The organism is Phenylobacterium immobile (ATCC 35973) (assembly GCF_001375595.1).
Lineage (GTDB): Bacteria > Pseudomonadota > Alphaproteobacteria > Caulobacterales > Caulobacteraceae > Phenylobacterium > Phenylobacterium immobile.
In genome coordinates, this window is sequence record NZ_CVJQ01000001.1 from 2,116,266 (window position 1) to 2,127,500 (window position 11,235).

The 11,235-nt window shown below is 65.6% G+C and carries 16 protein-coding genes (1 of these 16 cut by a window edge); 6 read left to right on the forward strand and 10 right to left on the reverse strand.

The genetic code is table 11. From position 1 onward, the window contains the following. Nucleotides 1-762 carry a 2-oxo acid dehydrogenase subunit E2 gene (locus BN1313_RS10345; protein WP_091740022.1) on the reverse strand — a complete coding sequence of 254 codons (762 nt, stop codon included), beginning with the start codon at nt 760-762 and terminating at the stop codon, nt 1-3. Nucleotides 763-931: 169 nt separating this feature from the next. On the opposite strand from BN1313_RS10345, the gene BN1313_RS10350 reads away from it, so the two are divergent. The 3 genes from BN1313_RS10350 to BN1313_RS10360 all read left to right on the forward strand — a co-directional run bounded on the left by BN1313_RS10350 (nt 932) and on the right by BN1313_RS10360 (nt 2,521). Continuing rightward, entirely contained in the window at nt 932-1,375 is a 444-nt protein-coding gene (locus BN1313_RS10350; RefSeq protein ID WP_091740025.1) for a hypothetical protein, read from the forward strand. An 8-nt stretch (nt 1,376-1,383) separates the two neighbouring features. After that, nucleotides 1,384-1,851 (forward strand): hypothetical protein, encoded by a 468-nt coding sequence (locus BN1313_RS10355; protein ID WP_091740028.1) that lies wholly within the window; start codon nt 1,384-1,386, stop codon nt 1,849-1,851. 199 nt (nt 1,852-2,050) lie between these two features. Then, entirely contained in the window at nt 2,051-2,521 is a 471-nt protein-coding gene (locus BN1313_RS10360) for a Ros/MucR family transcriptional regulator (protein WP_091740031.1), read from the forward strand. Nucleotides 2,522-2,524: 3 nt separating this feature from the next. Here BN1313_RS10360 and BN1313_RS10365 read toward each other — a convergent pair whose 3' ends face one another. Then, nucleotides 2,525-2,737, reverse strand: coding sequence for a hypothetical protein (locus BN1313_RS10365; RefSeq protein WP_091740034.1), 213 nt, complete (start codon nt 2,735-2,737; stop codon nt 2,525-2,527). A 64-nt stretch (nt 2,738-2,801) separates the two neighbouring features. Further along, complete coding sequence (locus BN1313_RS10370; protein WP_091740038.1) at nt 2,802-3,779, reverse strand: helix-turn-helix transcriptional regulator; 978 nt, start codon at nt 3,777-3,779, stop codon at nt 2,802-2,804. Between the two features lie 87 nt (nt 3,780-3,866). On the opposite strand from BN1313_RS10370, the gene BN1313_RS16295 reads away from it, so the two are divergent. After that, nucleotides 3,867-4,190: a hypothetical protein gene (locus BN1313_RS16295; protein ID WP_141653118.1), complete on the forward strand. Its 324-nt coding sequence runs from the start codon at nt 3,867-3,869 to the stop codon at nt 4,188-4,190. A 5-nt stretch (nt 4,191-4,195) separates the two neighbouring features. Here BN1313_RS16295 and BN1313_RS16580 read toward each other — a convergent pair whose 3' ends face one another. The 7 genes from BN1313_RS16580 to rlmJ all read right to left on the reverse strand — a co-directional run bounded on the left by BN1313_RS16580 (nt 4,196) and on the right by rlmJ (nt 9,822). After that, nucleotides 4,196-4,369 (reverse strand): hypothetical protein, encoded by a 174-nt coding sequence (locus BN1313_RS16580; RefSeq protein ID WP_176695968.1) that lies wholly within the window; start codon nt 4,367-4,369, stop codon nt 4,196-4,198. A 110-nt stretch (nt 4,370-4,479) separates the two neighbouring features. Then, the gene (locus tag BN1313_RS10380; protein ID WP_281176486.1) at nt 4,480-5,127 is read right to left on the reverse strand and encodes a cytochrome b/b6 domain-containing protein; all 648 of its coding nucleotides are present in this window, start codon (nt 5,125-5,127) and stop codon (nt 4,480-4,482) included. A gap of 5 nt (nt 5,128-5,132) precedes the next feature. Next, the gene (locus BN1313_RS10385) at nt 5,133-5,606 is read right to left on the reverse strand and encodes a c-type cytochrome (protein ID WP_091740043.1); all 474 of its coding nucleotides are present in this window, start codon (nt 5,604-5,606) and stop codon (nt 5,133-5,135) included. A gap of 52 nt (nt 5,607-5,658) precedes the next feature. Next, entirely contained in the window at nt 5,659-7,770 is a 2,112-nt protein-coding gene (locus tag BN1313_RS10390) for an AsmA family protein (RefSeq protein WP_245620159.1), read from the reverse strand. A 57-nt stretch (nt 7,771-7,827) separates the two neighbouring features. Beyond that, nucleotides 7,828-8,388 carry a sugar transferase gene (locus tag BN1313_RS10395; RefSeq protein ID WP_091742607.1) on the reverse strand — a complete coding sequence of 187 codons (561 nt, stop codon included), beginning with the start codon at nt 8,386-8,388 and terminating at the stop codon, nt 7,828-7,830. A gap of 96 nt (nt 8,389-8,484) precedes the next feature. Next, complete coding sequence (locus tag BN1313_RS10400) at nt 8,485-8,943, reverse strand: hypothetical protein (RefSeq protein WP_141653119.1); 459 nt, start codon at nt 8,941-8,943, stop codon at nt 8,485-8,487. A 72-nt stretch (nt 8,944-9,015) separates the two neighbouring features. Continuing rightward, on the reverse strand, nt 9,016-9,822 hold the full coding sequence (gene rlmJ, locus BN1313_RS10405) for a 23S rRNA (adenine(2030)-N(6))-methyltransferase RlmJ (RefSeq protein WP_091740049.1): 807 nt from the start codon (nt 9,820-9,822) through the stop codon (nt 9,016-9,018). Between the two features lie 50 nt (nt 9,823-9,872). On the opposite strand from rlmJ, the gene BN1313_RS10410 reads away from it, so the two are divergent. Together BN1313_RS10410 and purU are read left to right on the forward strand one after the other, a co-directional pair. Next, entirely contained in the window at nt 9,873-10,901 is a 1,029-nt protein-coding gene (locus tag BN1313_RS10410; RefSeq protein WP_091740051.1) for a DNA topoisomerase IB, read from the forward strand. Between the two features lie 73 nt (nt 10,902-10,974). After that, nucleotides 10,975-11,235: the start of a formyltetrahydrofolate deformylase gene (gene purU / locus BN1313_RS10415; protein ID WP_091740054.1), read on the forward strand. It continues 582 nt past the right edge of the window; 261 of the gene's 843 nt are visible here — the first part of the coding sequence; the start codon lies at nt 10,975-10,977; its stop codon lies beyond the right edge, outside the window.

Genomic DNA, 11,235 nt, shown 5'->3' on the forward strand with positions numbered 1-11,235 from the left:
TCAGACCAGGCCTACCGCGACAGGATCACCGAGCGCTCTCACGATATGAGTCATGAATTTCGCGGCGTCGGCGCCGTTCAGCACGCGGTGATCGAAGCTCAGCGAAAGCGGCAGGACCTTCCGCCATTCAATGGCGTCGTTTTCGCCGCGGCGGGGCGACTCGTGAACGCGATTAACGCCGAGGATCGCAACTTCCGGCGGATTGATGATCGGCGTGAAGGCCTTGCCGCCGTAACCGCCCAGGGAGCTGATGGTGAAACAGCCGCCCGCCATCTCATCGTAGCTCAAACCCCGGGTCCGCGCCTTACGCGACAGGGCCTGCACGGTCTGGGCGATCTCCAGCGGCGACTTCACATCGCAGTCACGCACGACTCCGACCACCAGACCGCGTGGCGTGTCGATCGCGACGCCGATATGAAAGTACTTCTTGAGGAACAGCTGGCCGGTTTTCTCATCCAGCGACGCGTTGAAGTGGGGGAAGGCCTCCAGGGCCGATACCACCGCCTTCACGTGATAGGGCAAGGCCGTGGTGCGCAGCGCCGGCTCAGCACGACGCGCCGCGCCAAGGCGGGTCTCGAGATCCGTCACATCGGCCTCGTCCTGATGAGTGACGTGCGGGATGGTGTTCCAGGCCTTGATCAGGCGCTTGCCGCCCAGCGTCTGGATGTTCGAAAGACTGACCACCTCGACTTCGCCATAGGCCGAGAAGTCGAGGTCCGGCTGCGAGGGCTTCGCAGAGGCCGCTTCCGTCTCCGACGGCATAGTTGGAAACTCCATTCACCGACCATTGGCCGAGACTGGTTCATTTCTAGCGGGGCACAGTCGATCTGTCTCCTTCAGCCCACGTTCATCGGCGAGGACGCCTGATCCTTGCATCCCGGTGGCGCTTGGCGCGTTCCGGGTTCGGGACGAAATGTCGGAGACCAGACACATGCGTAATCTCCTCTTGGCGACTGGGCTCGCCGCGGCCCTCGGCCTTCCCCTTCTGTCCGCCCCGCAATCGGCCGAGGCGGCGTCCTGCTCCAGTCGCAAGGCGACGGGCACGATCATCGGCGGCGTCGGCGGTGTTTTGCTGGGCGACGCTGTCACCCGCGGCGCAGCGGGGCCGATCATCGGCGGCGTCGGCGGCGCCTTGGTGGGCCGCGAAATCGGCAAAAACGGCTGCCGCCGCACCGTCTACCGCAGCGCGTCACGCGCGCCGGTTCGTTCAGTCGCAGCGCCGGCCCCAGCTCAGCGCATCTATTATGACCAGTACGGCCAGCCCGTCCGCGCGACCCCGGCCCGTTATGCGCCCGGCGCCTGCCGCACAACCACCCGCTCGTTCTACGACGACCGTGGTCGCCTGGTGGAACGCAACGTCCAATCCTGTCGCTGAGGTCCCTCATGTTCAAAAAAGCCCTGACGGCCGCCGTCTGCTTCGCCGCCGTCAGCGTCGGGGCCTGCAGCGGGCCGCACAAGCCGATGGCGGCGAACAGCAAGATCTGCGCTGACTTCAAAGCGCCGCGAAATACGGCGGCGACGACCACGATCGCCGACGCGGCCGCGCCGCTCGACGAGTGCCTCCGTCGCTGGGCCTATAGTCTCGCCCCTTCAAAGGACGAGGCTGACTATGTCTCAGACGCCGCCGTGGCCGCCTGCTCCGGGGCCCTGGCCCGCTGGAATCAGGAAAGTTTGACCGACAGCGGCGGTGAAGAGGCGATGAGCATCACCACCGGCCAACCGACCAACCCATTGGCCGAACACAACGCCTTCGCGCATAACCGCGCGCTGTTCTACGTGGTTCAGGCGCGAGCCGGACGCTGCAGCCCGCCTGGTGTGAAGGACGGCGTCCCGGTCGGGGTCTCTGGCTAGTATAACCGAAATCCGCCGCCCCCCGGCGCTTGTCGTGGGGCGGCCCATTTTTGCTAAAAGCTCAATTTACACTGTAAGTCTGCAGCCATGAGCTTTGATTGGCATAACGTGTGCTGCATTTTTATTGCGTGCGCGTATTGATGAATGCCTGAATCAAGTCTAGCCCTGCATGAGACATAAAAACTTACAGGGTAACTCAATGGCTGACGACGAAGACAATCTGCGGGAACTGGTGGCCAGCGTCGCCGCAGCCTATTTCTCGAACTCTCATGTGGCTTCGTCAGACATTTCAGGCGTCATCACGCAGATCGCGTCGAGCCTCGCCGCCATTGGTCCTGTCAGTGCTCAGTCGAGCGCCGCGGAAGCGCCCGCACCCTCTCAGACCCGGGCGACGCCGGCGCAGATTCGTCGCTCGATCACGCCGGATGCGTTGATGAGCTTCGAGGACGGCAAGCCCTACAAGACCATGAAGCGTCACCTGTCGGGACGAGGACTGACCCCCGAGCAATACCGTGAGAAGTGGGGCCTGCCCCACGACTATCCGATGGTCGCGCCCAGCTACAGTGAAGCTCGCGCCGCCATGGCGCGTGAACTGGGCCTGGGCCAACGTGGCGCCCAAGCCCGCGCTGCGGCCAGCAAGGCCAAGGCCGCGCGCGGCCGCAAGAGTTAGTCTTCAGGCGTACATGCTCCGCAGGCCCTCGGATATCGGGGGCCTGCGCCGCAGCGGGGAGTCCGGGCGGCGTTCGTGGAATATCTGCAGGGCAAGTCGCGGGCGGATGATCAACAGCGCGCCCCACACGGCGAGCACGCCGGCGTAGCGCACGGTCGAATGCAGGCGCAGGCGCGGCGAGAGTTCAAAATCGCGGGCGTCGAGAACGAGATGCATAAGGTCGGCTCCGTGTCTGTCGCGCCACATTGGCAAGCGCGTCCGACAGAGTCGGACGTAGACCTCAGCGGATCCCCGCCTTCGCCAAGTCGATCTGCTCAGCCAGCGTCCGCCTGAGGATCTCCGGAGCCTCCACCACCGCCTTGCCGCTCCAGCTGAACAGGTGCCAGGCCAGTTCCAACATACCGCTTGCTCGAAAGCGGACCCTGGCTCCCCCGTCGTCCAGCCGCTCCACCGTTTGATTGGCATGGAAACGCCAGCGCAGCGCATCCTCGACGCCGGACGGCGCGATCCGCAGCACCACATCCTGAACGTCATCGTGATAGATGCCGAAGCTCTCGTCGGCATAGTCCTGCAGTGAGAAGCCCGCCGGCCGTGACGCGACCTGCGCGCTTACGGCTACGTCATGCATCCGGTCCAGGCGCCAGTTTCGAGGTCCCCTCGCCACGGTTTCGGCCGCCACCAGGTAGTTGCTACGGCCAAACAGGATGCCGAACGGCGTGACCTCACGCGCACGGCCGGGCGTGCTGCCGCCCTCATAGCGGAATTGGACCGCGCGCCCGGCCTTGATCGCCTCGCGGATTACGGCAAGCACCGCCTCCTCCTCGAAGGGACGAGGCCCTGCCTGGACGGCGATCGCTTCAGCCTGAAGCAGCGCTTCAAGATCCGGCGCCAGACGTCGACGGGCCGGCGCGCGCATGGCTGACATGACCTTCTGCTCAAGGGTCAAAAGCGCAGACGAACGCGCTTGCGCACCCGCCGCGGCGAAGGTGTCGGCGGCGCTGCGCAGAGCCGCCAGTTCGTCGGCGGTCGGCGCCTGGAAGAGGCCGTCGAGACCCGAAGGGATGCGAAAACGTCGGACCGGCGGGTCCTCCACCTCCTCCATTTGAGGAAAGATCTCCCGGACCGCATCGCGCATCCGTTCTACGGTCCGGCGACCGACTCCGAGACGCTCGGCCATTTCATCGAGGGTAAGGCCCTCTGCTGTGCTCGCCAGCAACCGCGCCAGTTCCAGCAAACGCCCCGCCTTTTCGTGCCGCACCCAAAACTCCCTAACTCGTTACGTCCGTTTTTGTCGGATCAATAGATCAGAACCGGAACAGGCCTAGCCTGCAACGGAGTTCTTTCGATGTCAGCCGCTTTTCGTCGCCACGACACCCCATCGTTCAGGCGCAACGCCCGACCGGCTGGTCAAAAACGGCCGCAGACGCGACGGCCCGTCATCGGCTTCGGGCCACTGCCTGGCGCCGTGATCGATGCAGTGTTGCGCTACCATGACCAGGCGCAGGATCAGGGCGCCGGTCGCACCCTCCTCAGCCTGAGCGCAGGGCGGCTGGGCGATCTTGAGGTAAGCCGTGCGCTGGGAGAATTGACCGACCGCGCGGGCCGCGTCGGCATCTTGTGGAACGAGCGGGAGAGCCAGATCATCCGGGTGATGGAAAGCCCCGCTTGAAAGCCTTAGCGGTCGTCGGCGCCGCCCCGCTGTAGTCGGCGATAGACTTCGGCCTGGGCGTCGGCCTGGCTGGGGTTTGCGCCATCGGCGATGGTCACGCCATCCGCATCATAAATCGACCAGCGCCAGCCCGTTTCCTGCTGGCTGAGCGAATAGGCGAGTGAGGCCGTGTCCTGCATCCGTAGACGTCCCTGTCTTCGAGCTACAGGACAGCGTCGCACCGCACCATTTCCTTCGCAAGTGCGAAATAGCGGTGTTCTGCGTCAAGTTGATTTTGGCTCCATATGCGTCAGAACCTCAGGCCCTTTGATAGCGAAATCATCACGATCACGGCGATCGCCGCCACCAGGACAACCCGGGGCCAACGCACAAACGACAGATGAGGCTCGGCGTCGAATGCCCGGCGACCGCTGATCATCGGTCCGATCAGATTGGTCCGCTTGTAGACGAGGTAGAAGATGATCGCGGCGACATGCAGTGCCGCCAGGATTTGCAGGATCGTGAAGTTGACGCCATGGATCTTCGCTGCGACCCGACCCTGTTCAAAGCTCACCAAGTAAGACAGCGGCCCAGATTCAAAGCCGTCCACATCCACGGCGAACAGACCTGCGGTGATCTGGACGATAAGGGACGCCAGGATCGCCACGATGCTGAGCGCGCCTAGGGGATTGTGGCCCACGGTCGTGCTGGGCGCGCGGGACGACAGGGTGCGCAGATAGGCAAGGGTCGCGCGCGGGCCTTTAAAGAAAGCCCTGAAGCGCGAGGTCGTCGAGCCGACGAAACCCCAGAGGATTCGGAAGACAATCAAACCAAGAGCACTGTAACCGCTCCATCGGTGCCACTCCAGCCGACCAGTCTCTCCCGTCCACCAACAGAGGCCCAGAGCGATCACCAGCCCCCAATGCACGACACGTGTGGGGCCATCCCAGAGGCGCACGCGGATCAAGTTTCCGGCACGCGGTATTTGTCATGGCAGGTCTTGCAAGCGCCGCCGAGGGCGCGGATCTGACCCTTGGCGGCGTCCATGTCTCCAGCCATCGCCAGTTGCTGGAATCTAGTCGTCTCACCCTGGAAGCCGCGGACCGCCGCCGCGAACCCGGCGGCGTCGGTCCAGACGCCAGGCTTGGCCCCAGTCTTCACACCGGCCTCGGCGCCGCTGCCGCGGGGAAACCAGCCGGGCAACTGACGCGCAAGGCCGTTGAGCTTCTGCGCGCCGGCCTTGATCACCGCGGGATCAGGCGAGCCCTTCGCCATCTCGTCGCGGATCGCCTTGAAGGTCGCCCCCACCTGTTTGAAGTTTTCTTTCCGGGCTGTGGCTGCTTTGGCCGCAGCGCTTTGCGCCAAAGCGGCAGGCGCCGCTGTGGCGATGCCAGCGACAAGCGCCAAGCCGGTCCAGATCGCACGCATCTTGTTCATTGACGTCTCCCCGCCTTCTTGACGGAAAGCTTGTGGTCCGCCGCGCAAGCCGTCAATGGCGAACGGTCGCGACGGGCGCGCCCTGACGGCCGGCCTCGCTGATGAGGGCCGCGCAGTTGGCGTCCTTGGCCAGACCGGGATCGATGAAGGGCAGGATCGCGGCCAGCGGGGTCAGTAGCGTGCCGAGGGCTACAGCGACACCGCCCTGGGCGATCGCGGCGCCCGGTTCGACGCCGACCTTTGACGCCATCAACGGACCCTTGACGGTGATCGGCACAATGGCGCGGACCAACCTGAACTTCTTGGGGTGACCCTTCACGCGAAGGTCCAGTCGCTCAGTCGCCATGTTGATGCGGCCTGCGCCGCTCACCACGACGGGGCCGGTGTCGAACACGAGGTTCTTCACTTCGAAGACGCCGCCTTTCGCATCCAGACGGGCGACCCCGCAGCGGATGGGCGTCGACGACTGGTCGTCGGAGAGCAGCAGGCCCAGCCCCTTAACAACATTGACGCCCATAAGCTCGGCGAAGGCCTTGCGGATCTCACCGCCGGGGATGGCGACCATGACCTCACCGTTGGACGAGGCGAAGGCCTTGTGCACCGAATTGCCTGTGCCGGTAAGGCGCGCGCGTGCGACCAACCCACCCTGAAATGGGCTGCGGCCGTCGAACTTCACCGGGACCAGTTGCTCGAGCCGGGCGTTGGAGAGCCGCAGGTCAAGGTCCGTCACAGGCAGAGCACGCCGCGCGTTCAATTGGATGTAGCCCGACACACGGCCCTGCGGCAGGTCCAGCCGCAGGGGCTCGGCGCGCAGGAGGCCATTGTCGAGCTTCACATGCACCACCGCGGAACGCAGCTGCACGGGCGTGTTGCGGATCGACTCGGCGCGATAGTCGACGTCAGCGTCCATGGCCCGGATGCGGTCTACCGCCAAGGTCGTGTCCGGCATCATCCGCTGCTGGGCGCGCAGATCGCGGGCGATCGCGGCTTGCTCAGGGGAAGCCACTTGGCCTGTCACGGGCGCGCCGCCGAAGAGGGCGCCCAGGTCGGCGAAGTCCAGGCTGTTCGACTTGAGCTTACCCCGGAGCATCGGCCGCTCGCCGGCCGTATTCACGGAGATCGCGCCGGATAGGTCCGAACTGCCCACCCGCCCGTCAAGGCCGTTGACCTTGTAGAGCAGGCCATCCCGCTCGAGGCGGCCACGCAGGCTGTAGGGCGGCGTGTTGGGCAGGGCCACGCCCGTGAGGGCGTAGAGATCGGCGAGATCCTGGCCCTTCAAGCTCGCGTTCATGTGGAACTGGCCGAGATCGAAGGGCTTCGGCACCGCTCCCACCGCCGTCATGGTGGTCCGGCCAGAGCGGAGCTCAGCGTTAAAGGGATAGGGACGGCTCTTGTCTATGTTGAGCAGGGGACCGCCGGTGACATCCAGCTTGAAGGCTTCGCGATTGAACCGGCCCTGGCCGACCAGGGCGAAGCCACGGCTCCGCGCGCCCAATTGCTCCGCCGCATTGATCGTGCCCTCGAAGCTCAGGCCGCGAATCTGATCGGTGACGGACAGCTTGCCGTCCTTGATCACGAAGTTGCGGATCGGCGGCAACTTCAGGGGCTCTGTCACGGGCCGACCGTCAGAGAAATCCCAGCTGGCGCGACCCTGCTCGTCACGCAGCAGGGTCACGACGGGTCTATCGAACTGCAGAAGCGGCAGGTCGACGTCGCCCTTCAGCAGCGGCAGCAGGCGGATGCGCACCGACAAGCGGTCAACGCGCGCCATGTCGCCTGCACCGGCCCAAGCCGGCTTTTTGACTCGGATGTCTTCGGCGGTCGCCCAAGGCTGCCAGGAGAAGGGGTGCGCCTTCAGGTCGCCCTCAAGCGTGACCTCGCGGTGCATCCTGGCGGACGCGAGGCGGCCAATGGGTCCACGAAACCAATTCCAGTCCCAGATGGCGATCAGAATGATGAGGGCTAGGGTGAGGACCGCGAGGACGGCGCCGGCGATCTTCAGCCCCCGGTGGCGTGGTTCGACGATGCGTTCGCGCGCGGCGACGAAGCGGGCCTGGGTCCAGGCGCCGGCGCGCGCAAGCGGTCGACGACCGCTGCGCGACGCGACCTCGCCCGACGGCTTGCGCCGGCCGGGCCGCAGGTCGTGAAATGCGTCTTGGCTCAAGGAAACCTCCGGGACGTTCGAATGAGAACGCGCCGGCGCGGGCGAATGATCCCAGCGCTAGTGGGCGACGCCCCGGCGACCCAGCACGCTGCACGCCGTGAGCCACAGGATCTTAAGGTCGAAGGCCAGCGACATCCGCGTCATATAGTCGGCGTCGAGCGCGGCCTTGTCGGCGATCGGAAGCTCGTCGCGCCCGTTGATCTGCGCCCAACCCGTCAGGCCCGGCCGCAGCGCGTCGACGCCGGCCGCCGTGCGCAGAGCGATGAGATCGTCTTGGTTGAAGAGGGCAGGACGCGGTCCCACCAGGCTCATGTCGCCGCTGAGCACGCTCCAGAACTGCGGCAACTCATCGAGGCTGGTGCGTCGCATGAAGCGGCCGAGGGGCGTGATCCAGGCGCCAGGCTCCGCCAAAAGATGCGTCGCGACGTCCGGCGCGCCAACCCGCATCGAGCGGAATTTCGGCATCAGGAACAACTGGTTGCGCCGCCCGACACGGCGTGACCAGTGCAACGCGGGACCGGGCGACTCCAGCCTGACCGCTACGCCCAGGACGAGCAGCAGCGGGGCGAGGACGATAAGGCCGCTCGCCGCCGCAACCATGTCCAGCACCCGTTTCAGCAACGCCCATCTCCCCGCATGAGGAGATTTTACGACCTGCCGCGACGCGCGAACAGGCGGCTTAGCCAAGGCGGGCGCCATGGCGAGCGTCGTGGCCTATTCCTTGGCGATCACCGGGGAGATCGGCGCAGCTTCGCCGCCCACCATCGCTGGCTCAGGCTCATCGTCGGTCTCTATGCGCGACGGCAGGTCAGCGGCGCTCGTCGCGGTTTCTACGGCGGAAGCGACGACGGACTGGGCGGCCGCCATCGGCTCATCAATTGTCTCGGCGATGATGGCGATCGGTTGCGCCCGCGGCGCTGCGTAAGCCGTCAGAGGCAGCAGCATCGCTTTCTGGGCATCAGCGAAGACGTCCTGGAAGGTCGCTGGCCTCATCGACAGGGCGGCGGACCACATTTCCATGTTTCTCTGCGCCGCCGCCGCATAGAAATCCCAGAAGGGCGCGGTCCATCCAAAGGGCGACCGCGTCGCCGCGCTCATGTCGAACATACCCGCCGGACACGCGGGGAAAGCGGGAAAGGCGGACGGCGCAGAGGCGCCTGGCAGGACGGGCATGATCGGTCTCCGAGGTTCGTTGTGCGTTGCAACATAGCCTTTAACGGCGCAACCCCTTGCGAAGTTTCCGTGTCACGGCCGATAGACGCGCGCTTCTCCAGCTTCGCCCAGATTTGCAGCGATCCAGTCGCCGACCTCTTTGCAAATGGACTCCATGCCCGGCGGCCCGCCGACGAGCACAAGGGCGCAGCCATTCATCTTCAGCGGGTCGGTAAGGGGACGGATTCGGGTCTCACAAACGAGAAGGTCGTCGGAAACGTCCTCGATATCCCGAAGGAAGGCGTCAAACGTCGCCAAGTCTTTCAGCGGCAACCAGATCAGCGCCACCGCCGCGGGATTATGGCGGCGAACGTCGGCGATCGTATCGACGATACGTTCGTAATCGTCCGCCCGCTCAAAGGGCGGGTCAATTAAGACAAGGACATCGCCCCTGGACGGACAATGGGCGACCGCGGCGCGATAGCCGTCAGCCGCCTCGGTCTGTACGCTCTTCCGGCCCTTCAGGGCCCCACGAAGCGCCGCGTGCTCCTCGGGGCGCAACTCGCAGCCGAGATAGACCCCCTTCCCCCCTAAGGCGTCGACGATCAGCAGCGGCGAGCCCGGATAGCGCTGCAAAGGACCGCCTCCATTGAGCCGGCGCACAGCGGCCTTGAGGCGATCAAAGGCGGGTGGAGCCTCGGCCGCCAGCAGACGCGCGATACCGGCGTCAGCCTCGCCGGACTTGCGCGCTTCGGGCCCGGCCAAGTCGTAGAGGCCGCGGCCGGCGTGGGTGTCGATCACGCTGAGCGGTCGCGGCAGGCGGGCTAACAACTCCAGCAAGGCTGCGTGCTTCACCAGGTCGGCGAAGTTGCCCGCATGGAAGGCATGGCGATAGTTCATCGGAACTCCCCTTCCCGCGCCACGTTCGCCCCACATTCAAGAGCGTGACCATGGCCCTTACCTACGTCGACGACCGCGATCCTGGCCTGAGCCGCCGCCGCTTTGGCGCGGGCTTCTCCTATCGCGACCCCGAGGGCAAGGGCGTCAGCGATGAGGCGACCCTCGACCGAATCCGGAAGTTAGCCATTCCACCGGCATGGACCGACGTCTGGATCAGCCCCGATCCGCAAGGTCACATCCAGGCGGTCGGTCGCGACGCCAAGGGTCGCAAACAGTATCGCTACCACGAGGCATGGCGGGCTTCACGCGATGGCGCGAAATATGAGCGGACCTTGGCCTTCGGGCGCGCCCTGCCGCGCCTGCGCTGCCGCATCGCCAGCGACCTCGCTCGCCGCGGCCTCCCCCGTGAGAAGGTGCTGGCCGCTGTGCTGCAGTTGATGGAGATGACGCTGATCCGCGTCGGCAACGAGGAGTACGCGCGACAGAACAGGAGTTTCGGCCTGACGACGCTGCGCGACCGCCACGCCAGGTTGACGAGCGCCGGCGGGGTGTTCGAGTTTCGCGGCAAGAGCGGCCAAGTGCATTCGACCGCCTTTTCCGACCGCCGGCTGGCCCGCATCGTCAAGGCCTGCCAGGACCTGCCCGGCCAACGTCTTTTTCAGTACGTCGATGATGAGGGCGTGCGACACGCGATCGAGTCGACCGATGTAAACGCCTACCTGCGCGACGCCCTCGGTGAAGACTTCTCGGCCAAGGATTTCCGGACCTGGGCCGGGACGGTCGCCGCAGCCCGCGCCTTGGCGATGTGTGAACCGCCGGCCTCTGAGACCGCCGCAAAGCGCTCGGTCAACACCTGCATCAAGGCGGTCGCAGGCCTTCTGGGCAACACCGCGGCCGTCTGCCGCAAAGCCTATGTGCATCCCTTCGTGGTGGACGCCTACGCTCAGGGCGCGCTCACGCTGAAACCCAGTTCGGAGCCGCGCGCTTTCGAGCTCGCTGTGCTGAAGTTTCTTGAGCAGTCGCCTGGGCGGCGAGGCCGCACCGCAAAGCCCCCGCGGAAGGTGCGCAGCGCCGCCTAGCCGCTGGAGTCCGCCGGCCGCTGCTGCAACGTGGCGCTTCGCGTGAAGCCCAGCGTCTTGTAGTGGATGCCGCATGATCCTGACGCTCTCCTGCCCCGACCGCATCGGCATTGTCGCGCGTGTCTCCACCCTGTTGTTCGACCGCGGCGCGAACATCCTCGACGCCCAACAGTACGACGACCAGGAGACGGGCCGGTTTTTCATGCGTGTCGTCTTCGATCCCGCTGAAGACGGCGTCGAGCCGCTGCGCGAAGCCTTCGCCACGCTGGCCGAGACATTCCAGATGGACTGGACGCTGCGGGATCCGGCCAAGCGCCGGAAGGTGATGATCCTG